This is a genomic window from Mesorhizobium sp. P2_E6 (assembly GCF_056403835.1).
The window spans coordinates 50416-72678 of sequence record NZ_JBFUEQ010000006.1 but is presented as its reverse complement, the minus strand read 5'-3'; the positions used below and the strand labels follow the sequence as shown (position 1 = coordinate 72678).

Genomic DNA, 22263 nt, shown 5'->3' with positions numbered 1-22263 from the left:
GTTACACTTCGTTACTGCGGTTGACGTCCATCAGCAGTGTCTCGGTCTTGCCGTCCTCCAGCCGGTTGATGAAACGGCTTGGGTCTTCCGCTTCTGACGATCGAGCTCTGCACGAGCACGATCGCCGCCATCGCATGGAACCTTGGCGGCAAATCATGCTCTCATCAAGGTGGATGCCGCCCACCGTCTTCGAGGCCGCGATGGCGAAACTGGCCGTGGTGAACGCTTCCCGGGTGCTTGAGTTCATGGGCGCTTAGTTGTTGGTGGCCATCGATATGATCCTTTCGTTTCAGCCTTAAGCCGGGTCGCTGGTGGTCTGTTTCAGGCCGGATACAATCAAGCCGACTTGCCGACAGCGTTTCCGTCAGCCGTTCGAGCTTCGCGCCGGCGCATGGTTCGCCCGACGAACGAAATTTTAATGTAAATGAAGCGTAATCCCGGTCATTAAAATGATGCGTATGTGTTGGGGTTGCGCATGCCGGAATATTCGTCCTTCATCCGTTCGGTCCGGGCCCGCTATATTTCAGGGTTGCTGATCTTTGCGCTGGCTTCCGCCGCCATCGTGATCGCGCTCGATCGGGTCAATTCCTTTCGTCATGACATCGATGCGCTAAGCAGCAACCTCGTCGTTTTCACCCGCGACCTGCGCAACGCGACCAGCTTTGCCGAGACGACCGGTACTGCATGGCGGGCGGAGACGCGCGATGCCCTCACCTCATCGGCGCGGGGTCATTCGGAGCGCCTGACCGGCGAGATCGAAACGCTGACCGCCCAGCTTGCCGCGATCAAGCCGCGCCTTTCGGTCAAGACCATCAACGAGCTCGAAACCGCTTCCGTCAACGGCGACCTGTTCTGGTCGCCGCGCGACATGGTGCGCAACTTCAACCTGATGTCGATGGCGCAGAAGGTCGATGAATGGAGCTATCGCGAAATCCGCAACCAGAATGACCTGTTCGCCCAGCCCATGCTGGTCCGCGTCCGCACCGCCATGGACGACGAGCGCCATCTGGCCGATGTCTCCAGCGACAGGCTATTGCTGTGGGCGAGCGGCATCCTGTTCGCCGCCCTTGCCATCGTCGCCTTCTGGATCTTCCGCCCGATGGAAGTGGCCATCCGCCGCGCCTTTGCCGAATCCGCCGAATCCCTGTTCAAGGCCGAGGCCGCCGACCGCGCCAAGTCTGAATTCCTGGCCAATATGAGCCACGAAATCCGCACGCCGATGAACGGCGTGCTCGGCATGGCCGAGCTGCTGGCCAAGACCGACCTGACCGCGCGCCAAAAAACCTTCACCGACGTCATCGTCAAATCCGGCAACGCGTTGCTCACCATCATCAACGACATCCTCGATTTCTCCAAGATCAATGCCGGCCAGCTGACCCTCGATCCGGCTCCCTTCCGTCTCTCCGAGGCGGTCGAGGACGTAGCGACGCTGGTGTCGGCGCGCGTCGCCGAGAAGAACCTCGAACTGATCGTGCGTGTCGACCCGCGGCTGCCGGCCTATGTCATCGGCGACGCCGGACGGTTCCGGCAGATCGTCACCAACCTGCTCGGCAATGCGGTAAAGTTCACCGAAAAGGGTCACGTGCTGATCGATGTCGGCGGCGAGATCGTCAACGACGTGGTCCAGCTCAAGGTCCGCGTCGAGGACACCGGCATCGGCATACCGGCCGAAAAACTGCAGAACGTTTTCGAGAAATTCGCCCAGGTCGACGGGTCGTCGACCCGCCGCCACGAGGGCACTGGCCTTGGCCTCGCCATCGCCGCGCGCCTCGTCGATCTGATGGCGGGCAAGATCGGCGTCGAGAGCGAGATCGGCCGCGGCTCGGTGTTCTGGTTTGCGGTGCCGCTGCCGGCGCACCACGCCGTGGCGCGCGACGAAATCGTGCCGGTCGACGTCACCGGCGCGCGCGTGCTGGTCATTGACGACAATCCGGTCAACCGCGAGATCCTGCTCGAGCAGCTCAGAAGCTGGAGCTTCGACTGCGCCGCCGCCGAAAGCGGCGCCGTGGGCCTAGCCTTCCTCGATCGCGCTTTCCAGCTGGGAGCCGCCGTCGACTGCATCATCCTCGACTACCAGATGCCGGGCATGAACGGCGCCGATGTTGCCAGGGCCATCGCTTCCGACAGCCGGCTGGCTTCCATTCCGGTGGTGTTGCTGACCTCGGTCGACCAGGTCGATTTCGGCAAGATGATCATCGACTTCGGCATCGCCGCGCACCTGACCAAGCCGGCGCGTTCCGCTGTCCTGCTCGGCACCGTCATCTCGGTCATCCAGAGGGCTCGCTCGCAGGTCGGCAAGGCCCAGTTCGTCCGCGAACCGATCGTGCCGATTCCCCCGGCTGCGCCACCCGCTTTCACCGTTATCCGCGGCCCGGCGATACCGGTTGCCGCGGCACCGGAATCGACGGCTACGCTGAACGGTCCGATCGACATCCTCATTGCCGAGGACAACGACGTGAACCAGTTGGTTTTCGGCCAGATCCTCAACGGCCTTGGCCTCAGCTATCGCATCGCCGGCAACGGCCGCACGGCGGTCGAGATGTACCGGGCGCTGCGCCCCAGGCTGATCCTGATGGACGTCTCGATGCCAGAGATGAACGGCTACGAGGCGACCCGCGCCATCCGTGCGATGGAGACCTCGTCGGGCACGCACATCCCGATCATCGGCGTTACCGCGCACGCGCTGAAGGGCGATCGCGACAAGTGCATCGAGGCCGGCATGGACGACTATCTGCCCAAGCCGGTTTCACCCGACCGCCTCGGCACCAAGATCGGCACCTGGCTCAGCGAGACGGTGGTGGCGAAGACGGCTTAGCCCGCAGCCATCGGCATATCAGGCAGCGGCGTCCAGATGATAGCGGCGCATCCAGTCAAGGCTCGTCTCGTCGGCGAGCTTTGCAACACCTGGCTTTATGTCATCGGCGATCGGCGCTTGAACGCCCAAGGCTCCGCAGATGTCTAGCAATGTCGCGGCCGGGTTGGCGGCAAGGCGCTCGTAGCCAAGCCGCAGCGGGATTATGCCTTGCTCTACGAACCAGATGTTCCAGGCGGCATCATAGGCCTCGAGCTCCGTGACCTCACGTTTGAGCCGCTCGAAATCATATTGCGGTTCTTTCGCGGGTGCGACCCTTTCGATCTCGGTTCCGTCGGGAGCGATATGCCAAAGACCGGTCTGCTCTGCCTTGACCAGGGAGACAGCCTGCGCAAGCTTGTTCTCACGCGAGAGATGCATGTAGAGAACACGGCCGAATGCTTTCTCGAACCGCGCTCTGTCCGATGGAAGTCTTGGGAAAACCTGGTCGAGGATCGCTGAAAGCTCATCCAGGTTTTCCCGCATCAGACGAAGACCGAAAATGCCTGTCCCACCCCTGCCATTGGCGATCGCCGCCTTGAGATAGGCGGCATTGAAGTCGAGATCGCTCATCGTGTCGCGATCGGGCAGGCCCCACTCTTCGGCCCACTCCGACACATCCTGCCGCCGATAGAATGAGTGAGGATTGCCAGCCGTCTTCGTGGACGCCAGAAGCTTGCACAGCAAGGTGCTTCCGGTCCTCGGCGTGCCGCAGATGATGTATCCGTCAAACATGTCACGGCTCTCGCGGTTCGTCGGTGGCAAGGCTGTCGCCCCTGGCAAGGAATGGTCGCGCTATAGCTGAAATCTTTGCTGGATGCGACGGGCACACTCCAGCGAAGTAAGCACGCTGGTGTCGACTTCGAGGTCGTAGCGAATGTTCTCGTGCACGCGCCCATATTGCCAGCGCGCCAGGCCCGGCAGCCGATCGGCACGCTGGGCTTCGCGCGCCTCCAGCACCTCCAGCGGCGCCAGGACAGCAACCACATGGAGGTCGAAGGCCGACAGCAGTTCGAGATATTCGGACATTTCGCCGTTGCAAAGCACCTCGTCGACGATGAGGTTGTTGCCTTGCCCAGCCAGTGCGGCGATGGCGTGGCGCATGCCGCGCAGGGTCCGCGCCCCCACCGGTCCGGTTCTAATCACGACCGCAGGCTTGCCGTCCTGTCGGATGGTCTCATAGGAAAAGCCATCCGTATGGTCCTGCAAGGCGTCTGGCAGCATCTCGATGAAAGTGTCCATCTGGACATGCAGGAAGGGCGCGGCGGTGATCTGTTGCAACGCCCTTGCGATGGAGCTCTTGCCGGCACTGCCGACGCCATTGAGCAGAATGATGCTGGCTTTCACGTCGCCCCCTTTTCGGCCAGAACATCTTGCCCGCCACGGGTCAGACTACCGGTTGCGCACCACCACGCACGCTCCGCCGACGCTTTGCAATTTCTGGCAAATGACATTGGCGGCGGCGCGGTCGTCGACACCGATCCTGACTGCGTAGATGCCGCGCCGGCCGATTGGCGTGCGCACCTGGCTGACCACCGGATCATGGCCGCCGAGCAGGGCCGGGAAGCGGCTCCTGACCCGCAGCCACTGGCTGATCGCGGCGCTGCGGCGGAAGTTGCCGGCCACCTGGATGCCCCATGGTTTTATGTTGATCGAGGCCATCGCCACCGTCTGCGACATGATCACCGGCAGCCTGCGGCAAGCGACGGCAAAATCCACCTTCTGATCGAGCGGCTCGACCTTTCCGGCATAGGCCGGATCGGTGAACTTATCGACCGGCTCGCCCATGATGTCGAATACGTAGCTCTCGGTCTCCATCGGCAGGAAGCCGCCGGAACCGAGCCAGCGCGACACCCGGCTTTCGCCGGCATTGTAGGCGGCCGCCGCCAGGCCGAGATTGCCGTAGGCGCCCTTCATCTCGGCTAGGTATTTGGCTGAGGCCGGGATCGCCTGGTTAATGTCGAAGGAGTTGGCAAGGCCCCGCATCTTGGCGGTGCCCGGCATGAACTGGGCGATGCCTTCGGCACCGACCGGACTGACGGCGTTGGGATCGAAGCGGCTTTCTTTCCAGATCAGCCGGGCGAAGAAATCCCTGGGCAAGCCGTTCTGGTCGGCATGGGCCTGGATCAGGGTGCAGACCTTGTCGATGAGCCGCTGCTTGGCGGATTGCGGAGGGTCTGCCTGAACCAGCGTCGACCAGCCCACTCCGCACATCAAGATCAGCGCCGCCCACAGGAAACGCTGCATGGCGCCTACTCGGCCGCGGCCTTGCCGCGACCAAACCGTTGCTCGATATAGTCTGCGACCATTTTTTCGAAATCCGCCGCGATCGACGGCCCGCGCAGCGTCGCTGCCTTCTTGCCGTCGACGAAGACAGGCGCCGTCGGCGTCTCACCGGTGCCGGGCAGCGAAATGCCAATATCGGCATGTTTGGACTCACCCGGGCCGTTGACGATGCAACCCATCACCGCGACCTTGAGGTTCTCGACGCCGGGATATTTTTCGCGCCACACCGGCATGTTCTTCCTGAGATCCGCCTGGATGTTCTGGGCGAGTTCCTGGAACACAGTGGAGGTGGTGCGGCCGCAGCCGGGGCAAGCGGCGACGATCGGCACGAACTGCCTGAACCCCATCGTCTGCAGCAGTTCCTGCGACACCTGCACTTCACGCGTGCGGTCGCCGTTCGGCTCCGGCGTCAGCGAGATGCGAATGGTGTCGCCGATGCCTTGCTGGAGCAGGATGCCCATGGCGGCGGACGAGGCCACGATGCCTTTCGAGCCCATGCCGGCCTCGGTCAGGCCAAGATGCAGCGCGTGGTTGGAGCGTGTGGCGAGTTCGGTATAGACGGCGATCAGGTCCTGCACGCCGCTGACCTTGGCCGACAGGATGATTTTTTCACGGCCAAGGCCGATCTCTTCCGCCATTTCGGCCGACAGGATCGCCGACTGCACGATTGCCTCGCGCATCACTTCCTGCGCCGTCAGCGGAAAGCCCTTGGCCTGGTTGTCGTCCATCAGCCGGGTCAAAAGCTCCTGGTCGAGCGAACCCCAGTTGACGCCGATGCGCACCGGCTTGTCATATTTGATCGCCATCTCGACGATCGCCGCGAACTGCCGATCCTTCTTGTCCTTGAAGCCGACATTGCCCGGGTTGATGCGGTATTTGGCCAGCGCCTCGGCGCAGGCCGGATGGTCGGCCAAAAGCTTATGGCCGATATAGTGGAAATCGCCGACCAGCGGAACGTCGACGCCGAGCCGCGCCAGCCTTTCGTGGATGCGCGGCACGGCCGCAGCGCTCTCGTCGCGATCGACGGTGATGCGCACGATCTCGGAGCCGGCGCGGTGCAGCGCCGCAACTTGCGCAACCGTCTGGTCGACATCGGCCGTATCGGTGTTGGTCATCGACTGCACGACAACCGGCGCGCCGCCGCCGACGACCACGCCGCCGACATCGACGCCGACCGAGGTGCGGCGGGGGAAGGGAGAGGAAAAATATCCGGTCATGCCCGGCAGCCTTTTGTCTCTGGAGCGCCATGCGTCCGCTAGGACGCACAAACGCCCCGGGCCGATGCGCTAAAGTCCGGGCATGAGGTGGAGGAGCAAAGATGGCTTGTCAATGGCGACAGGTCGCCACTGGCCGCAATTGGCCCGCCGCCGGGATCAAAAACAACCGATCCATCCGACGACGGCCGAAGCGACAATTGACCTGAACGGAAGTCCAGCCTGGGCGATCGCCGCGCTGGAAATCAGAATCCACCACACCGGCGACAGCTGCCGCCGGCAAAAGGCCGTGGATCGTGATCGTCTATATCAGGAGGGCATCAATGCGTGGTCGGTTGTGCTCTCAGTTTTTCAATCTCGTCCTTGAGTGCCAGCTTGCGTCGCTTCAGATTCACGATTTCGAGGTCGTCCACCGACGGATGGTTCATCGCGTCATCGATCTCGCGCTCGATGTCGCCGTGTTTCCGCTGCAACTCATCAAGATGGGAAGCAAGAGACATGATTGGTTCTCCCTTTCATGGTTTTCCTCGATTGCAACCGTCACGGCGCGTCCACCGCAGGTTCGCTTCTGTGACGGCACAATGACACTGTGCCACCATCCGGCCGCGATGTCGAATGATCCGTGGTAGCATTCCACGACAATGTGAAATGTGATATGGGCTGCGCGCCAGCGGCAGAAGTTGCCGGTCCCGCCCAATCAGGCCCAGTTTTGGGCGCCGCAGACGTGCAGACGGTAGAGAATGTCCGATCAGGAACAGGCCGATATTCGCCTCGAATTTTCCCGGCTGAAGCAGGAACACGCCGATTTCGATGCGGCGATCAACGCAATGATCGCCACGAACTGCGACCCGCTGCAGATCCAGCGCATGAAAAAGAAGAAGCTGTTCCTCAAGGACCGGCTGATGGCGCTGGAAGACAAGATCATCCCCGACATCATTGCGTGAGACGGCGGAGCCGGGGTCGATCCCGATCGCTTGCGCCTATCCGGCGATCGAAAGCCTGGCGGCGCGGTCGCGCAGCAGACCGATTAAACTGCCGGTCCGCTCCTCGGACGTGTCGATGGGAACCACCAGGCACATCGTCGCCTCGACCCTGCCCGGTCCTGAAAAGACGGGCGCGGCGAGGCATTTCGTGTAGGCATCGACAAGGCCCGAGGTGACGCAATAGCCTGTGGCTTCGGCCTTCGCTATGTCGGCGATGAAGTCGTTGAGAAGCAATCTGCGACCGTCCGGCAGGACGAGATCGTCTTCGGACACCATGTCTTCGATCTGGGCCTGTTGGAAGCCCGCCAGCAGGAGCCGTCCCGAAGCGGTCCAGGGCAGCGGTATCTGCAGGCCGGTGGCGGAGCTGATGCGGAACGGCCTGGTGCCCGGGCTTGAATGGACGATCGTATAGCGGCCGCTCTGCAGCATACACAGTTCCGAGGTCTCGCCCGTTTCGCGCGACAGATTGTCGACCTCCTGGCGCCCGCGCCTCAAGAGGTCGTTGCCCCGCACATAATCCATTCCGTAGAGATAGAGCTTCTTGCCGAAATAGACACGATTGCCGTCGCCGGCCATTTCCAGCAGGCCGGCATCCACCAGCGACCGCACAAGCGTGTAGGTCGTCGAGCGGGGTGCGTTCACCCCCTTGGCAAGATCGCCAATGCCGATCGCGCGCTGCGTCGTGTGCAGAAACTCCAGGATCTCGAGCACCCGGTTGAGGCCTTTTTCGCGGGACCCCGAAATCTTCTCGTCGGCTGAAACTGCTGGGGCATTGCCGTCTTGCATTGTCGATTCCTGGTGCTAGTATCTGTCTTGTACAGGATACATACGTCTCTTGTAAGAGACAATCGATCTAAAAATCGACGATGCGTGAATTTCCTGTGCATAGGGGAACACAACACGAAAGGAGGTCGCCGTGAACGACACATCCGGAAGACGTGATTTTCTGAAATTTGGAATGGCGGGACTGGCCACGGCTGGCGTGCTTGCAACCGTCGATGCCCAGAAGGCTGCCGCTCAGGCAGCATCCGACAGCCTGCTGCGCACCGTGCTCGACCGCGGCAAGCTGATTGTCGGCACTGGCAGCACCAATGCGCCCTGGCACTTCGAAAACGATGCCGGCGAACTGGTCGGCATGGACATCACCATGGGACGTATCCTTGCCAAGGGCCTTTTCGACGATCCGACCAAGGTCGAGTTCGTCATGCAGGATCCGGCGCAGCGCATTCCGAACGTCACCACCAACAAGGTCGACATCACCATCCAGTTCATGACGATGAGCGCCCAGCGCTCGCAGCTCATCAACTTTTCCCGGCCTTACTATGTCGAAGGCGTCGCGCTGCTGACCCTTCCGACCGCCGAGAACAAGACCTTCGACAAATTGCTTGCCGCTGGTTCGGCGACACGCGTCTCGATCTTGCAGAACGTCGATGCCGAAGCATCGGTGCACATAGCTCTGCCGCAGTCGCAGGTGATGCAGATCGACACCCAGGCCAACGTGTTGCAAGCACTGGAAGCCAAGCGTGTCGACGCTGCCGCGGTCGATCTTTCGACCGTGCGTTGGCTTGCCTCGCGCAATCCGGACAAATACTTCGACGCCGGCAAGAGCTGGTTCTCGATGCTGTACGGTGCGGCACTCCGGCAAGGCGATCTCGACTGGCTGACCTTCGTCAATCAGACTTTCACCATCGCCATGTTCGGTCACGAAACGGCGCTCTACGACGCGGCATTCAAGGATTACTTCGGACAGGAGCCGCCGGCTCGCCATCCCGGTTTTCCGGTTATCTGATCCAGTTGGCGGAAGGGCGGCATTCAGTGCCCTTCCGCCAGCTTCTCCTCGACGGCCCTTCGCACTGAGGCTGACGCATGGGCTATGCCCTGAATTTCAACCTGATCTGGCGGCATTTCGACAAGCTGTGGGGCGGACTGCTGCTCAGTCTCGAACTGGCCATCATCTCGATTGCCATCGGCATCGTCATCGGCCTGGTTCTGGCGGTCTGGTACGTTTCGGCCGGGCGCGTGGTACGCACCATCATCGCCGCCTACGTCGAATTCATCCGCAACGTGCCGCTGATCCTGCTTGTCTATCTGGTGTTCTACGGCCTGCCGACGGTGGTCGATCTTGCCTACAGCGCCCCGACCTCGTTCATCTTGACGCTGTCGGTGTATAGCGGCGCGTATCTGGTCGAGGTGTTCCGCTCCGGGCTCGAAGCCGTCCCACGTGGGCAGCTTGACGCCGGCAAGGCGATTGGCCTGACGCCATGGCAGCGACTGGTCCATGTGCGCCTGCCGACCATGCTGCGCATCACCTTGCCGGCGCTGTCCAACACCTTCATCTCGCTGTTCAAGGACACTTCGATAGCCTCGGTCATTTCGGTGCCGGAGCTCACCTACGGCGCCCAGTGGATCAATTTCAACACCTTCCGCATCGTCGAGGTCTACCTGGTGACGACGGCGATGTACCTGTTGACCGGCTATGCGCTGCTTTTCGGGTTACGACTCGTCGAGCGCCGATTCCGGGCGGCGCGCTGACATGCTCACCCAGATCGCCTATGCCTTACCGTTCCTCGCCCAGGGCTTCGCCTTGACCTTGTGGGTGTCGCTGCTGGTCGTGGTCCTGTCGCTCATCGCCGGCGTCCTGCTCGGCGTCGGCCTGGTTTATGGTCCCGCGCCGCTGCGCTTGGCGGTGCGCATCTTCAGCGACACGATCCGCGGCATTCCAATCCTGGTGCTGATGTTCTTCGTCTATTACGGCCTGCCCGCGATCGGGCTTCATCTGCCGTCGTTCTGGGCCGCCGTGCTTGCTCTCACTTTGTTCAAAACGGCGCAGGTCATCGAGTATCTCAGGGGTGCGGTCGGCTCGATCCCGAAAGGGCAGTCGGAAGCGGCGATGGCGATCGGGCTGACCTTTCGCCAGCGCTTGGCTTACGTCATCTTCCCGCAGGCGTTCAGGCGCTTTCTGCCACCCTGGATCAACGGCGTCACCGATGCGGTCAAGGGCAGCGCACTGGTGTCGCTGCTCGGCATCACCGACCTGATGCAGGCCATCAACCAGGTCATCGGCCGCACCTACGAGGCCATGCCGCTCTACATCCTCGGTGCGCTCATCTACTTCGCGGTCAACTATGCCCTTTCGCTCGCCAGCCGGCGGCTCGAACGGCGTTTCTCCTTCATCCGGGAATAGCAATGTCCACAAGTTCGAACGACACCCCGGCCCTTCTCGACGTCCGCGACGTTTCCAAATCCTTTGGCGCCGTCCAGGTCCTGCGTTCGGTCAGCTTGCAGGTGGCGCGCGGCGAGGTGGTGACGGTCATCGGCCCCTCGGGCAGCGGCAAGACCACGCTGCTGCGTTGCGTCAACTTCCTGGAAAGCTACGACAGCGGCTCGATCCGCATCGACGGCAAGGAGGTGGGCTTTCGCGACCCGGGAACCCGTGAGCGCCGCAGCGAACGCGATCTCGCCGCGATGCGTGCCGAAACCGGGATGGTGTTCCAGAGCTTCAACCTGTTTCCGCACCTGACGGCGGCCGGCAACATCATGCTCGGGCTGCGCAAGGTGCGTGGAAAAAGCGAAGCCGAGGCGCGCTCGATCGCCGAGCACTGGCTCGGCCGCGTCGGCCTCGCCCACAAGGCCGACAGCCTCCCCGCCGAACTGTCAGGCGGCCAGCAGCAGCGCGTCGGTATTGCGCGCGCCGTGGCTATGGAGCCGAAGATCCTGCTGCTTGACGAGATTACCTCGGCGCTCGATCCCGAACTCGTCGGCGAAGTGCTGGCCGTCGTGCGCAGCCTCGCCGAGGACGGCATGACCATGCTGATGGTGACACATGAGATGGCCTTCGCCCGCGATGCTTCGAGCCGCATCGTCTTCATGGCCGATGGTGGCGTCAGCGCCGTCGGCCCACCGAAGGAGATTCTCGCGGCAGAGACCACCAACGAGCGCCTCCGCACTTTCCTGGCGCGCTTCCGCGCCTCGCATTTCTGACACTGGACAGCGAAAGCTGTTCGCAAGGAGCATTTGATGACGCCCTACATCCGGCTCGCCGAACTCGGCTTGACGCTGCCCGAGCCGCCGACCCCGATCGCCAACTTCGTCACCCATGCCGAAAGCGGGCGGTTGATTTTCCTGTCCGGTCAAGGACCGCTGCGGGCCGACGGCACGCTGTTCACCGGCAAGGTGGGAGACGATGTCACCGTCGAGGAGGCCTATCAGCATGCCCGCCTCACCGGCCTCAATCTCCTCGCCGTCATGCACGCAGCCGCCGGCGACCTCGGTCGCATCGTGCGCATCGTCAAGCTGCTCGGCTTCGTCAACGCGATACCGACCTTCAGCGATCACCCAAAGGTGGTCAACGGTTGTTCCGACCTGTTCGCCGATGTCTTCGACAATATCGGCGGTCATGCCCGCTCGGCGATCGGGGTCGGCTCCTTGCCCGGAAATATCACCGTCGAAATCGAGGCGGTCGTCGAGATCGCCGCCTGACCTTTAGAAATGGAATCCGAGAGATGAACACCTATTCCGCCGACGGCTCCAACACCACCATCCGCGAACGGCTCGGCCTTCGCCCGATCATCAATGTCTCCGGCACGATGACCGCGCTTGGCGCATCGATCATCGTCCCGGAAGCGATCAGCGCCATGGCTGAAATAGCCTCGCAATGGGTGGAGATGGACGATCTGCAGCGCGCCGCAAGCACGGTCGTTGCTCGCCTCACCGGCGGCGAGGCCGGTTTCATCACCGCTTGCTGCGCCAGCGGCATCACCATGGCGATCGCCGGCGCGATGACCGGAACCAACCTGCTCGCCATCGAGCGCCTGCCGGACGACACCGAGGATCTCAAGTCGGAAGTCATCGTCCAGCTCGGTCACATCGTCAATTACGGCGCGCCGATCGACCAGTCGATCCGGCTGGCCGGAGCAAGGACCATTCCTGCCGGCACGGTCAGCGTGACCCAGGACTATCATGTGCGCGACGCGATCCGCGACCGCACGGCAGCGGGCCTCTATGTCGTCGCGCACCACACCGTGCAGTACGGCATGCTGTCGCTGGAGGAATTCTGCGAAATCTGCCACGCCAAGGGCGTCCCGGTGATTGTCGACGCCGCTTCCGAATATGATCTGCGCGGCTTCCTGGAGCGCGGCGCCGACATCGTCATCTACAGCGGACACAAATTCCTCAGCGGACCAACCAGCGGCATCGTCACCGGGCGCAAGGATCTGGTGCGCGCCGCCTATCTGCAGAACCGCGGCGTCGCACGCGCCATGAAGGTCGGCAAGGAAAGCATCGCCGGCACCATGGCGGCACTGGAAGCCTGGGAAAAGCGTGACCATGCCGGCATCCGCCGGCGTGAAGAAGCAGCCCTCAACCTTTGGAAGGACACGTTGCAGGGCCTGCCGGGCATCGTCGCGCAGATCATCCCTGATCCGACCGCCAATCCGCTCGACCGGCTGCAGATCTTCGTGTCGCCCGAGAGCCGGTTCACCGCCGCCGGCCTCGCCTCGGCCCTGGCGGCAGGCCCGCCGCCCATCATTGTGCGCAACCACGAGGTGGAGCGCGGCCATTTCTTCCTCGACCCGTGCAATCTGCACCCTGGCGAAGCGGAGATCGTTGCCGAACGGCTGCGAGCCGTATTGACCGCGGCCGACCGGCCCGTCGACGCCATGAAGCCTGTCCGCAAGGATTCGTCCGGCTCATTGCGCTGGCCGGATTGAGCGCCAAACCGACATACATCCAAAAATGCAGCGGCAACGACCGGCTGATCACGCGACTGTGAACGGCCCCATTTGCACCCGGCGGGAATAAACCGTCACTGGAACAAGTCTCCTCGACATACGCCATTGCAGGCGTTGAGGAGCCTGACATGCCCCATCATTGCGAGGATGACAGCGACCATGGCACCAGCTGTCGTCTCGCGCCGGAGTGCATGATCGTCGTCAGTCCCTCCCCCAAGGCGCTTGACACCGGTGACACATATGAATTCACCTTCACCAAAGCAGGCGACTTTGCCTATTTCTGCGGGCTCCACCCGCACATGCAGGGCAAGATCACCGTCGCGCCTTGAGGGCGCATGGCAGAACCTGCCCGGAGTGCCGGATCATGCTGCGGTGTTGAGCGAGAAGGCCCTGGCCGAGCGCTTCGGTGAGGTGGTGCTGCCCCATCTCGGCGATGCGCTTGCGCTCGCCCGCTGGTTGACCGGCAATGCCGCCGATGCCGAAGATGTTGTGCAGGAAGCCTGCGTGAAGGCACATGCCGGCATTGCCGGCTATGCTGGCGGCAATGCCCGCGCGTGGCTGCTGACCATCGTGCGCAACACCGCCTACACCTGGATGTCGCGCAACCGGCCGCGCGCCATGCTGGCCGTCGGTGACCTCGGCGATCTCGACGAGATGGCGGCTGCGCACGGTACCAGGCTGCCGGACGAAGACGGTCCGGAGGCGAGCCTAATCGCCAAGGCCGACACGGCGGCATTGGAAGCGGCGATCGCGGCACTGCCGCAGCCGTTTCGCGAGACGCTGGTGCTGCGCGATATCAACGGCCTCAGCTATCGCGAGATAGCGGCGATGCTCGGCGTGCCGATGGGCACCGTGATGTCGCGGCTGGCCCGTGCCCGCGGCCTGCTTGTGTCTGAACTGGGGAGAGCGCCATGACCAACCATGACGACGGACTGCCCAACGATCCCGAAGGTATCAGGCTGATGATCCATGCCCTCATTGATGGCGAGCTCGACGCGGCCGCGGCGCTGGCGGTGGAGCGGCGCATCGCCGCCGACCCGCAGCTTGCCGCCGAACACGCTCGCATCGTCGCCTTGCATGCGGCGGTGAACCGCTTGCCGCGCCCCGATGTCAGCGATGCCTTTCAGGCCCGCATCGCGGCGATCGGCGTTGCAGCCACGGCACAACAGACGCAAGACGAGCCGGCGGAGCCGCAGCAGGGCGCGCCGCCGGCGCAACCGGGGTTGATTATCCCGACCGGCGGAGGCCAGAGGCGAAACGCCGAGACACGCCCGTCGCAGACGCGGGTCCTGCCTAGGGCACGCCGCTTCGGCTCGTTCGACTGGCGTGCCATGGCAGCGTCGATCATGATCAGCGCCGTGCTGGCAAGCGGCGCGACACAATGGGTGATGGTCAACAGCGCGTCCGACAGCTTTGCCGCGGCGGTCGCCAGCGGCCATCGCCGCAGCCTGCTTGCGGCGAGCCCGATAGACATCGTCTCGTCCGACCGCCACACGGTGAAGCCGTGGCTAGATGCTCGGATCGGCGTGTCGCCGCCGGCGCCGGACCTCGCCCAGGATGGCTACGCATTGATCGGCGGCCGGGTCGAGGTGATCGCCGACCGGCCGGTACCGGCGCTGGTCTACCGCCACCGCGAGCATCTGATCACGCTGGTCGCCGAACCGCAGCAGGGCGGCGGCACCACAGCACCTGACGATCTCTCGTCAGGCGGCTTCTCGCTGGTGCACTGGAGCGACGGCGCGTTCTCCTACTGGGCGATCTCCGACATGGAGCGCCCCGAACTCGACGACTTCGTCGCCCGCTTCCGCAAGGCGGCGGTGTGAGGAGGTCCAGCCTCGTCACTGATCCCGCCGCCGCCCTGACAGGTTCTCCAACCCACGGCGCCAGTCAGGAAATCGCCGCTTGCCGGCGCGCGTTTGTGCGGCTCGGCCGGGCCGGGATTGCGGCCTGACCGTCGCTCTAACGCCCTCGCACCAACAACTTTACAAATATCTTTGCTTGTGTGAAGTTATGAGCGTTGAAGGGTCAATCATGACAGCCAATCGTTTCGCCACGCGCCTGAATTCCTTTGCCTCGCAGCCGCAGGCCGAATGGCCGGATCTCACCGGCAAGCCGTCACTGATGCAGATGGCAGCGCGCGCTGCCAGGGTTGCCGGGCTGACCGACCTCGATTTGAATTTCCCCGACCATGTCAGCGAAAGGCCGGCTGAAATCGCGCGAAACTTGGGCAACCTTGGCCTTTCCATTAATGGCTTCGCCATGCGCTACTACTCCAACCCGGCCTTCAAGCTCGGCGCCTTCACCAATCCGGATCCGGCAGTGCGCCGCGAAGCCATCGACCTGACCAAGGCCGGCATCGACGCCGTGCGCGAGGCCGGCGCCAGCCTGATGACGCTGTGGCTCGGACAGGATGGCTTCGATTACGCCTTTCAGGCCGACTATGCGACACTCTGGCAACACGAAATTGACGGAATTCGTGAAGTAGCCGCGCATGACCCCGGCTGCCAGATCAGCCTGGAGTACAAGCCCAACGAGCCGCGCTCCTACAGCCTGATGCCGGATGCGGCGACGACCTTGCTGGCAATCCGCGATGTCGGACTGCCCAATCTCGGCGTCACGCTCGATTTCGCCCATGTGCTCTACGCCGACGAGCAGCCGGCCTTCGCCGCCGCCGTGGTGGCGCGCCACAGCAAGCTGCTTGGCGTGCATCTCAATGATGGCTACGCCAAACGCGACGACGGCCTGATGGTCGGCGCCGTGCATACGCTGCAGACCATCGAACTGCTCCGGCAGATCCGCAGGGACGGCTACGCCGGCGCTATCTATTTCGACACCTTCCCCGACATGACGGGTCTCGATCCGGTGCATGAGTGCGAGGTCAATATTGCCACCGTCAAACGCATGCTGCGGGTCGTCGACCGGATCGACCAGGACAACCGGCTGTCCGCCGCCATCGAGCGCCAGGACGCGGTGGCGTCGCAGGCCATCATCCAGGAAATCGTGCTCGGGCCTGACGTATGACCAGGGGGCGTGGATGACCTTGAGCGGGCTGGACCTGAAAGCGGTGGGACCACGCATCCGCATGATGATGCCACATCTCACACCGCTGGAGGCGAAGGTGGTGGAAACGGTCTTTGGCCGACGCGGCTTCGACGAGAGCATTCCGCTGAAGCGCATCGCCGAGGAATCCGGCGTGTCGGAAGCTATGGTCGTCAAGATCACCAAGAAGCTCGGCTTCTCCGGCTATCGCGACTTCCGCACTGCCGTCTATGAATACAGCCGGCTGCCGACCGCAGAGATGCACCAGGAACTGTCTTCGGACGACAGTTCGGCCGAGATCGTGCAGAAGGTGTTCCGCACCTCCATCCAGGCGCTGGAGGAGACGCTGGCGATCCTCGACATCGAGGATTTCGACCGCGCCACCGATCTGCTCTACCGCGCCGGAAATCGTGACTTCTACGGCGTCGGCGGTTCGGCGCAGATCGCGCGCGACGTCTCGCACAAATTCCTGCGCATAGGCATCCGCACGAATGTCTTTGATGACTCGCACATGATGCTGATGTCGGCCTCGCTGCTCGGCTCAGACGACATCGCCGTCGGCTTCTCGCACTCTGGCAATACTTCGGCTGTCATCGACGCCATCCAGCTTGCCCGCAGGAACGGCGCCCGCACGCTCGCTATCACCAACTACAACAATTCGCCGTTGGCCGCGTTTGCCGACGTCGTGCTGTGCTCCACCGCGCAGGGCTCGCCGCTGATGGGGGAGAACGCGGCGGCCCGCATTGCCCAGCTCAACATCCTCGACGCGTTGTTCGTGGCGGTGGCGCAGCGCGACTACCAGGCGGCGGAGCGCAATCTCGGCCGCACCATGTCGGCGGTGACATCAAAACGAAAAGACCGGGGCTCATGAGGACAACGCCGCTGGTCACCGTGTTCGGCAGCCTGCACTATGACATCATGGTCGACGCGCCCGACCGCCCGCGCAAGGGCGAGACGGTGACCGGCCATGCCTGGCACCCGAAATGCGGTGGCAAGGGCGGCAACCAGGCGGTTTCGGCGGCAAGGGCCGGTATGCGCGTGGCGATGATCGGCGCCGTCGGCGACGATGATTTCGGCAGGGCGCTACTGGCCAATCTCGATCGTGCCGGCGTCGACCGTCGCTTCGTTCGGCTGGCGCCGGGCGCCGGGTCCGGCATGAGCGTGGCGATCTTCGACGAAAGCGGCGACTACGGCGCGGTGATCGTTTCGGGCAGCAATCTCACGCTTGGCGACAGGGACATCGCGGCTGCTTCCAAGGTAGTGGCACAAACGTCCGTACTGCTTTTGCAGAACGAGATACCTGAGGCCGCCAACATTGCCGCCGCACGCGCGGTGAAGAGACATGGCTGCCGCGTCCTGCTCAATGCCGCCCCCGCGCGCAAACTCTCCAGTGAACTGATCGCGCTCGTCGACATCCTGGTGGTCAACGCCATCGAGGCGGAATTCCTGACCGGTCTGGCTGTGGTCGAAACACTGGAAGGTGCCGCGCAAGCGGCGCGACTTCTGGTCGAACTCTGCCCAACCGCAATTGTGACGGCGGGCGGCGAGGGCGTCGCTTGTTGCGACCGGACCGGTGCCGCCTTCGCGTTGCCGGCCATCCCGGTCAAGGTCGTCAGCACGCATGGCGCGGGCGATGAATTCGTTGGTGCGCTGGCCGCCGCACTTGCCCGTGGAGAGGCCATGCGGGCCGCCGTCACCGCGGCCAACGCCGCTTCGGCCTTGCTGGTTTCGACACCCGAGGCCGAGCGCGGCAGCATCTGACGTCTGGACTCCGGAGGACCCACTTTCCGTCTTGCCAAACGGCAGCGGCGACCGCCTATCCTTGCGGCTTCGTCCGAATTCCGCTAAGGCGCGCCTTTGTCGCCGGGGAGCAAGGACTTGGACGATCAACGCGCCGATGTCGCCGTCATCATGGGCAGCCAGTCCGACTGGGCAACCATGCGCCATGCGGCTGAAACGCTGGAGGCACTGGGCATCCCGCACAAGCGGTTGATCGTCTCCGCGCATCGCACACCCGACCGTCTCTATGATTTCGCCAAGGGCGCCAAGGCTGCCGGTTACAAGGTGATCATCGCCGGCGCCGGCGGTGCGGCGCACCTGCCCGGCATGACCGCTGCGATGACGCCGCTGCCGGTGTTCGGCGTGCCGGTGGAATCGAAGGCGCTCTCGGGGCAGGATTCGCTGCTCTCGATCGTCCAGATGCCGGCCGGCATTCCCGTCGGAACGCTGGCCATCGGCAAGGCCGGTGCGACCAACGCTGCACTTCTGGCTGCCGCCGTGCTCGCGCTTTACGACGACAAGCTTGCGACGCGGCTGGATGCCTGGCGCGCCGCGCAGACCGCCAAGGTCGCGGTCGAACCGACGGATGCACCGTGAGCCTGCCCGCCGGATCGACCATCGGCATCATTGGCGGCGGCCAGCTCGGCCGCATGCTGGCGATGGCGGCCGCTCGCCTTGGCTACCGCACGGTGGTGCTGGAGCCGCAAGCGGATTGCCCGGCAGCACAGGTCGCCAACCGGCAGATAACGGCTGCCTATGACGACCCGGCCGCACTTGCCGAGCTGGCGGCGGCGAGTTCCGTCATCACCTACGAGTTCGAGAACGTGCCGGTTGCGGCTGCCAGCGAGCTGGCCGCCAAGGTTCCGGTCTATCCGCCGGCGCGCGCGCTTGAAGTCGCGCAGGACCGGGTGAGCGAGAAGACATTCCTCAATGGCATCGGCATTGCCACCGCGGATTTCCGCCCCGTCGACAATGACGACGAGCTGACGGCGGCGCTGAAAGCATTCGGCGGCAGTGGCATATTGAAGACACGCCGCATGGGCTACGACGGCAAGGGCCAGCGCGTCTTCCGCAACATGGAGGCTGGCGGTTTCGCCGGTACTTGCGAGGCGATGGGCAATGTACCGCTGATCCTGGAGAGCTTCGTGCCGTTCGAGCGCGAGATTTCAGTGATCGCGGCGCGAGGGCTGGACGGCGCCGTCGCCGCCTACGATCCGGCCGAAAATGTCCACCGCAAAGGCATACTCCACACATCGACCTTGCCGGCCGCCATTAGGCCCGAGACAGCCGCCGCGGCACAGGCGGCAGCATCCAAGATATTGTCGGCGCTCGACTATGTCGGCGTCATTGGCGTCGAGTTCTTCGTGCTGCCCGACGGTTCGCTGCTGACCAACGAGATCGCTCCGCGGGTGCACAATTCCGGCCATTGGACGGAAGCCGCCTGCATCGCCTCGCAGTTTGAGCAGCATATCCGCGCCGTCGCCGGCTTGCCGCTGGGAGACCCGAAACGCCATTTTGACTGCGTGATGGAAAACCTGATCGGTGACGATGTGCTGCGCGTCGCCGAATTGCTCGCCGAGCCCGATCTGATGCTGCATCTCTATGGCAAGGCCGAGGCCCGGCCCGGCCGCAAGATGGGCCATTTCACCCGGGTCAGCCTTCGCGCCTGACTTCACGAACGGGCGTTATTGTACGTCACCGCTCTCGTCCTCGTCAGGACTGGCGCAACTCGCGTCACCCTCCTCGCAATTGGCCGCGGCAGCGAGCTGCTTGGTGCGGTCATTGGTCAGCCTGGTCAGGCATTGCGAAACTTCCATCGAATGGATCGAGCCGCCCGCGCTGGCCGCGGTGGAGTGAGCGCATTCGGCGTCGCGGAAGGCGATCCAGGCGCGTTGCGCCGCCTGCAGCAATTTCTTGCTGTCGGCATCGTCCGAGCTGATGAGGTCCTGGTAGGCCTTGTTCAGCCTGGCGTCGGCTGCCTGGTAGTCCACGCCGGCACAGATGTTCATCATCTGCTGGCTGTCGTCGCTGCGGTCGCATTCCTGCGCCCGGGCAGCCGAAGCTCCCGCCAGCAAGACAAGGCAGGCGGACAGGAAAATCCGGCGCATAATCATCCCCAAATCACTTCACGGCGACCGCATCATCCCAGCCGGCTGGAGGCCGCGCAATGCCGCCAGGCCGACATGGCGGATATTTGATGATATGGCGAGGTAGAGCACGCTTGCGGTTGACACGGACAAGGCTCCTCGTTTATGAGCCACCCACAGTTCAAAGGCGCGTCTTCTGGCGCGCCTTAAAATTTCGACCCGGACCGGGTCCACACCGACAGGCAAGACCATGAAGATCAAGAATTCGCTCAAGGCGCTGAAGGCGCGTCATCGCGACAACCAGCTGGTTCGCCGCAAGGGCCGCGTCTACATCATCAACAAGACCGCCCCGCGCTACAAGGCACGCCAGGGCTGAGCTTTCGGCCGGAGGCTTCGTGCCTCCGCCAATTGATGCTTGTCGTCGGTCCTCCGACCTTCTCACGCTAAAATCACTTTGATGTTCCGCCGCCCGGGATTAGAGTCGGGCGATGCGGATTCTTTTTGCATTTCTGGCGATCTTTCTCGTTTCCGGTGCCGTCGCCTTACCGGCTCGGGCGGATGATCAGGCGGCTGCGCCGGCGGCCCCGGATGCCCCGCCGCCGGTGATGACGAAACAGGCCCATCTCGACCAGCTGTTCAGCGACCTGAAGCGGGAGCGCAACGAAAAGGCTGCCGAGCGCATTGCCGGCAACATCTGGAGCGAGTGGTTCCAATCCGGCAGCGCCTCGATCGACCTGATGATGATTTGGTCGCAAAAGGCCATCGAAGGCCAGAAATTCGATGTCGCGCTCGATTTCCTCGATCAGGTGGTGACCTTGAAGCCGACATATGCCGAAGGCTGGAACCGGCGCGCCACCGTGCATTTCATGATGAAGAACTACGGCAAGTCGATGTCCGACATCGACCATACGCTGCAGCTCGAGCCGCGCCATTTCGGAGCGCTGTCCGGCCTGGCGCAGATCATGGCCCTGACGGGCCACAAGCAATCGGCGCTCGAGGCCTGGCAAAAGGTGCTGGCCATCTATCCAATGATGCGCAGCGCCCAGGACCAGGTCGCCTCACTGTCGGAAGAGCTTGCCGGCGAAGGCATTTGATGCCTCTGATCTCCCAGCCGGGGTATGCTGAGATTCAGGTCAAGCCCAGCCGTTCGCAGGCCAGCCCCACCTGAACGTCAGCATGCCCCAGAACTAATTCCGCTCCAGCCCGTATTTTCCCCGCATGAACCTGATCTACGCTGCCCTCGCCTTCCTGATGGCGCTTGTCTTCGGCCTTGTCGGCGTCACCCGCGTCGGCTCTTGGCTTATCGAGCGGCGCAATCCGCCGATCGGCGACTTCGCCGACATCAATGGCGCCCGCATCCACTATGTGCATATTCCGGCGCCTGCGAATGCCTCGCTGCCGGCTATCGTCTTCATTCATGGCGCCAGCGCCAATCTCAGGGACCAGATGCTGCCGCTGCGGCCGCTGCTCGAAGGCCACGCCGAAATGCTGTTCATCGACCGGCCGGGTTTCGGCTGGTCGGAGCGTGGCCCGGGCAACAACGAAAGCCCGTCGGCCCAGGCCATCACCATCGCCGCGCTGATGGACCGTCTCGGCATGAAGAAAGCTGTCGTCGTCGGCCATTCCTTTGGCGCCGCCGCGACCACCGCGTTTGGCCGCGAGCATGCCGACAAGACGCTTGGGCTGGTCTTTCTTGCGCCGGCGACCCATCCCTGGCCTGGCGGTGCAACCTCCTGGTACTATGATCTGACGACCATTCCGGTGATCGGCCGGCTGTTCACCGAAACGCTGAGCTATCCCGCGGGAACGCTGCAGATGGCTGATGCCACGACCTGCGTCTTCTCGCCCAACAAGGTGCCGGACAATTACCTCGCCACCGCCTCGATCCCGCTGGTGCTGCGGCCACCGGCCTTTCGTGCCAACGCCACCGACGTCGCCGGGCTCTATCGCTATGCCCTTGGTGCCGCCCCCCACTACGCCGAGATCAAGGCGCCGACCGTGGTCATTTCGGGCGATCGCGACAAGGTCGTCTATGCGCAGATTCACTCGGTCGGCCTCGTCCGCGACATTGCCGGCGCCAAGCTGGTCTGGGTGCACAATCTCGGCCACAAGCCGGACTGGATTGCCCCGGACCTTGTCGTCGGCGCCATCGAGAAGGCCGCCGGCAAGGATATCGACCTGCAGGCGATGGCCAGGACCGTGGAAGCGCGTATCGCCGGCGACGCCTATGGCGCCGGCAAATGCGCCGACCTCAAGGTGCCGCAGGCCGAACTCGCGCCGACCTGATCACGCTAC

At 63.5% G+C, this 22263-nt stretch carries 27 protein-coding genes; 19 read left to right on the top strand and 8 right to left on the bottom strand.

The window, feature by feature from the left end; genetic code table 11:
• Position 1: 1 nt before the first annotated feature.
• Entirely contained in the window at positions 2-247 is a 246-nt protein-coding gene (locus AC1D08_RS16290) for a hypothetical protein (protein WP_457154718.1), read from the bottom strand.
• A 228-nt stretch (positions 248-475) separates the two neighbouring features.
• On the opposite strand from AC1D08_RS16290, the gene AC1D08_RS16285 reads away from it, so the two are divergent.
• Positions 476-2815 carry a response regulator gene (locus AC1D08_RS16285; RefSeq protein ID WP_457154719.1) on the top strand — a complete coding sequence of 780 codons (2340 nt, stop codon included), beginning with the start codon at positions 476-478 and terminating at the stop codon, positions 2813-2815.
• A gap of 18 nt (positions 2816-2833) precedes the next feature.
• On the opposite strand, the gene AC1D08_RS16280 is transcribed toward AC1D08_RS16285, so the two are convergent.
• The 5 genes from AC1D08_RS16280 to AC1D08_RS16260 all read right to left on the bottom strand — a co-directional run bounded on the left by AC1D08_RS16280 (position 2834) and on the right by AC1D08_RS16260 (position 6851).
• The gene (locus AC1D08_RS16280) at positions 2834-3586 is read right to left on the bottom strand and encodes a Stf0 family sulfotransferase (protein ID WP_457154431.1); all 753 of its coding nucleotides are present in this window, start codon (positions 3584-3586) and stop codon (positions 2834-2836) included.
• Positions 3587-3646: 60 nt separating this feature from the next.
• Positions 3647-4198, bottom strand: coding sequence for a phosphotransferase-like protein (locus AC1D08_RS16275; RefSeq protein WP_457154430.1), 552 nt, complete (start codon positions 4196-4198; stop codon positions 3647-3649).
• Between the two features lie 45 nt (positions 4199-4243).
• Positions 4244-5098, bottom strand: coding sequence for a transglycosylase SLT domain-containing protein (locus tag AC1D08_RS16270; RefSeq protein WP_457154429.1), 855 nt, complete (start codon positions 5096-5098; stop codon positions 4244-4246).
• Positions 5099-5103: 5 nt separating this feature from the next.
• On the bottom strand, positions 5104-6354 hold the full coding sequence (gene ispG / locus AC1D08_RS16265; RefSeq protein WP_457154428.1) for a flavodoxin-dependent (E)-4-hydroxy-3-methylbut-2-enyl-diphosphate synthase: 1251 nt from the start codon (positions 6352-6354) through the stop codon (positions 5104-5106).
• Between the two features lie 317 nt (positions 6355-6671).
• Positions 6672-6851, bottom strand: coding sequence for a YdcH family protein (locus AC1D08_RS16260; RefSeq protein WP_027023510.1), 180 nt, complete (start codon positions 6849-6851; stop codon positions 6672-6674).
• Between the two features lie 240 nt (positions 6852-7091).
• Between AC1D08_RS16260 and AC1D08_RS16255 the strand changes: the two genes are divergently transcribed.
• On the top strand, positions 7092-7295 hold the full coding sequence (locus AC1D08_RS16255; RefSeq protein ID WP_095089397.1) for a YdcH family protein: 204 nt from the start codon (positions 7092-7094) through the stop codon (positions 7293-7295).
• Positions 7296-7331: 36 nt separating this feature from the next.
• Here the strand turns inward: AC1D08_RS16255 and AC1D08_RS16250 are convergent, their stop codons facing one another.
• Positions 7332-8120, bottom strand: coding sequence for an IclR family transcriptional regulator (locus tag AC1D08_RS16250; RefSeq protein WP_477423553.1), 789 nt, complete (start codon positions 8118-8120; stop codon positions 7332-7334).
• A 130-nt stretch (positions 8121-8250) separates the two neighbouring features.
• Between AC1D08_RS16250 and AC1D08_RS16245 the strand changes: the two genes are divergently transcribed.
• The 14 genes from AC1D08_RS16245 to AC1D08_RS16180 all read left to right on the top strand — a co-directional run bounded on the left by AC1D08_RS16245 (position 8251) and on the right by AC1D08_RS16180 (position 19551).
• The gene (locus AC1D08_RS16245; RefSeq protein WP_095089400.1) at positions 8251-9123 is read left to right on the top strand and encodes a transporter substrate-binding domain-containing protein; all 873 of its coding nucleotides are present in this window, start codon (positions 8251-8253) and stop codon (positions 9121-9123) included.
• 77 nt (positions 9124-9200) lie between these two features.
• Positions 9201-9866 carry an amino acid ABC transporter permease gene (locus AC1D08_RS16240; protein WP_095089401.1) on the top strand — a complete coding sequence of 222 codons (666 nt, stop codon included), beginning with the start codon at positions 9201-9203 and terminating at the stop codon, positions 9864-9866.
• A 1-nt stretch (position 9867) separates the two neighbouring features.
• Entirely contained in the window at positions 9868-10518 is a 651-nt protein-coding gene (locus tag AC1D08_RS16235; RefSeq protein ID WP_457152375.1) for an amino acid ABC transporter permease, read from the top strand.
• Between the two features lie 2 nt (positions 10519-10520).
• The gene (locus AC1D08_RS16230) at positions 10521-11315 is read left to right on the top strand and encodes an amino acid ABC transporter ATP-binding protein (RefSeq protein WP_457152376.1); all 795 of its coding nucleotides are present in this window, start codon (positions 10521-10523) and stop codon (positions 11313-11315) included.
• Between the two features lie 36 nt (positions 11316-11351).
• Positions 11352-11813, top strand: coding sequence for a RidA family protein (locus AC1D08_RS16225; protein WP_095089405.1), 462 nt, complete (start codon positions 11352-11354; stop codon positions 11811-11813).
• A 23-nt stretch (positions 11814-11836) separates the two neighbouring features.
• On the top strand, positions 11837-13042 hold the full coding sequence (locus AC1D08_RS16220) for an aminotransferase class V-fold PLP-dependent enzyme (RefSeq protein ID WP_457152377.1): 1206 nt from the start codon (positions 11837-11839) through the stop codon (positions 13040-13042).
• Positions 13043-13191: 149 nt separating this feature from the next.
• On the top strand, positions 13192-13392 hold the full coding sequence (locus tag AC1D08_RS16215; RefSeq protein WP_095089408.1) for a plastocyanin/azurin family copper-binding protein: 201 nt from the start codon (positions 13192-13194) through the stop codon (positions 13390-13392).
• A gap of 46 nt (positions 13393-13438) precedes the next feature.
• A complete protein-coding gene (locus AC1D08_RS16210) occupies positions 13439-13978 on the top strand; it encodes a sigma-70 family RNA polymerase sigma factor (protein WP_457152378.1) in 540 nt (179 codons plus the stop codon).
• Positions 13975-14886, top strand: a complete 912-nt coding sequence (locus tag AC1D08_RS16205; protein ID WP_457152379.1) for an anti-sigma factor family protein — start codon at positions 13975-13977, stop codon at positions 14884-14886. Before AC1D08_RS16210 ends, AC1D08_RS16205 begins: the two co-directional genes overlap by 4 nt.
• A gap of 208 nt (positions 14887-15094) precedes the next feature.
• Complete coding sequence (locus tag AC1D08_RS16200; RefSeq protein ID WP_457152380.1) at positions 15095-16084, top strand: sugar phosphate isomerase/epimerase family protein; 990 nt, start codon at positions 15095-15097, stop codon at positions 16082-16084.
• A 13-nt stretch (positions 16085-16097) separates the two neighbouring features.
• A complete protein-coding gene (locus AC1D08_RS16195; protein WP_457152381.1) occupies positions 16098-16973 on the top strand; it encodes a MurR/RpiR family transcriptional regulator in 876 nt (291 codons plus the stop codon).
• Entirely contained in the window at positions 16970-17863 is an 894-nt protein-coding gene (locus tag AC1D08_RS16190) for a ribokinase (RefSeq protein ID WP_457152382.1), read from the top strand. The genes AC1D08_RS16195 and AC1D08_RS16190 overlap by 4 nt, the downstream gene beginning before the upstream one ends.
• 117 nt (positions 17864-17980) lie before the next feature.
• Positions 17981-18478, top strand: coding sequence for a 5-(carboxyamino)imidazole ribonucleotide mutase (purE, locus tag AC1D08_RS16185; RefSeq protein ID WP_457152383.1), 498 nt, complete (start codon positions 17981-17983; stop codon positions 18476-18478).
• The gene (locus tag AC1D08_RS16180) at positions 18475-19551 is read left to right on the top strand and encodes a 5-(carboxyamino)imidazole ribonucleotide synthase (protein WP_457152384.1); all 1077 of its coding nucleotides are present in this window, start codon (positions 18475-18477) and stop codon (positions 19549-19551) included. Before purE ends, AC1D08_RS16180 begins: the two co-directional genes overlap by 4 nt.
• A 15-nt stretch (positions 19552-19566) precedes the next feature.
• On the opposite strand, the gene AC1D08_RS16175 is transcribed toward AC1D08_RS16180, so the two are convergent.
• Positions 19567-19989, bottom strand: a complete 423-nt coding sequence (locus AC1D08_RS16175; RefSeq protein WP_457152385.1) for a lysozyme inhibitor LprI family protein — start codon at positions 19987-19989, stop codon at positions 19567-19569.
• Positions 19990-20218: 229 nt separating this feature from the next.
• Here AC1D08_RS16175 and ykgO point away from each other — a divergent pair, with 229 nt between their 5' ends.
• From ykgO to AC1D08_RS16160, 3 genes are all read left to right on the top strand, one after another.
• Complete coding sequence (ykgO, locus tag AC1D08_RS16170; RefSeq protein WP_006327841.1) at positions 20219-20344, top strand: type B 50S ribosomal protein L36; 126 nt, start codon at positions 20219-20221, stop codon at positions 20342-20344.
• Between the two features lie 112 nt (positions 20345-20456).
• Complete coding sequence (locus AC1D08_RS16165; RefSeq protein WP_477423549.1) at positions 20457-21062, top strand: tetratricopeptide repeat protein; 606 nt, start codon at positions 20457-20459, stop codon at positions 21060-21062.
• Positions 21063-21186: 124 nt separating this feature from the next.
• Complete coding sequence (locus AC1D08_RS16160; RefSeq protein WP_457154862.1) at positions 21187-22254, top strand: alpha/beta fold hydrolase; 1068 nt, start codon at positions 21187-21189, stop codon at positions 22252-22254.
• Positions 22255-22263 lie beyond the last annotated feature (9 nt).

Excerpts from the sequence above, each read along its gene's own strand:
- ykgO (WP_006327841.1), top strand. The coding sequence starts at position 20,219 with ATGAAGATCAAGAATTCGCTCAAGGCGCTGAAGGCGCGTCATCGCGAC.
- AC1D08_RS16270 (WP_457154429.1), bottom strand. The coding sequence starts at position 5,098 with ATGCAGCGTTTCCTGTGGGCGGCGCTGATCTTGATGTGCGGAGTGGGC.
- ispG (WP_457154428.1), bottom strand. The coding sequence starts at position 6,354 with ATGACCGGATATTTTTCCTCTCCCTTCCCCCGCCGCACCTCGGTCGGC.
- AC1D08_RS16215 (WP_095089408.1), top strand. The coding sequence starts at position 13,192 with ATGCCCCATCATTGCGAGGATGACAGCGACCATGGCACCAGCTGTCGT.
- AC1D08_RS16285 (WP_457154719.1), top strand. The coding sequence starts at position 476 with ATGCCGGAATATTCGTCCTTCATCCGTTCGGTCCGGGCCCGCTATATT.
- AC1D08_RS16175 (WP_457152385.1), bottom strand. The coding sequence starts at position 19,989 with ATGCGCCGGATTTTCCTGTCCGCCTGCCTTGTCTTGCTGGCGGGAGCT.
- AC1D08_RS16225 (WP_095089405.1), top strand. The coding sequence starts at position 11,352 with ATGACGCCCTACATCCGGCTCGCCGAACTCGGCTTGACGCTGCCCGAG.
- AC1D08_RS16250 (WP_477423553.1), bottom strand. The coding sequence starts at position 8,120 with ATGCAAGACGGCAATGCCCCAGCAGTTTCAGCCGACGAGAAGATTTCG.
- AC1D08_RS16190 (WP_457152382.1), top strand. The coding sequence starts at position 16,970 with ATGAGGACAACGCCGCTGGTCACCGTGTTCGGCAGCCTGCACTATGAC.
- AC1D08_RS16255 (WP_095089397.1), top strand. The coding sequence starts at position 7,092 with ATGTCCGATCAGGAACAGGCCGATATTCGCCTCGAATTTTCCCGGCTG.
- AC1D08_RS16200 (WP_457152380.1), top strand. The coding sequence starts at position 15,095 with ATGACAGCCAATCGTTTCGCCACGCGCCTGAATTCCTTTGCCTCGCAG.
- AC1D08_RS16195 (WP_457152381.1), top strand. The coding sequence starts at position 16,098 with ATGACCTTGAGCGGGCTGGACCTGAAAGCGGTGGGACCACGCATCCGC.
- AC1D08_RS16160 (WP_457154862.1), top strand. The coding sequence starts at position 21,187 with ATGAACCTGATCTACGCTGCCCTCGCCTTCCTGATGGCGCTTGTCTTC.
- AC1D08_RS16235 (WP_457152375.1), top strand. The coding sequence starts at position 9,868 with ATGCTCACCCAGATCGCCTATGCCTTACCGTTCCTCGCCCAGGGCTTC.
- AC1D08_RS16240 (WP_095089401.1), top strand. The coding sequence starts at position 9,201 with ATGGGCTATGCCCTGAATTTCAACCTGATCTGGCGGCATTTCGACAAG.
- AC1D08_RS16280 (WP_457154431.1), bottom strand. The coding sequence starts at position 3,586 with ATGTTTGACGGATACATCATCTGCGGCACGCCGAGGACCGGAAGCACC.
- AC1D08_RS16165 (WP_477423549.1), top strand. The coding sequence starts at position 20,457 with ATGCGGATTCTTTTTGCATTTCTGGCGATCTTTCTCGTTTCCGGTGCC.
- AC1D08_RS16230 (WP_457152376.1), top strand. The coding sequence starts at position 10,521 with ATGTCCACAAGTTCGAACGACACCCCGGCCCTTCTCGACGTCCGCGAC.
- AC1D08_RS16290 (WP_457154718.1), bottom strand. The coding sequence starts at position 247 with ATGAACTCAAGCACCCGGGAAGCGTTCACCACGGCCAGTTTCGCCATC.
- AC1D08_RS16220 (WP_457152377.1), top strand. The coding sequence starts at position 11,837 with ATGAACACCTATTCCGCCGACGGCTCCAACACCACCATCCGCGAACGG.
- AC1D08_RS16205 (WP_457152379.1), top strand. The coding sequence starts at position 13,975 with ATGACCAACCATGACGACGGACTGCCCAACGATCCCGAAGGTATCAGG.
- AC1D08_RS16260 (WP_027023510.1), bottom strand. The coding sequence starts at position 6,851 with ATGTCTCTTGCTTCCCATCTTGATGAGTTGCAGCGGAAACACGGCGAC.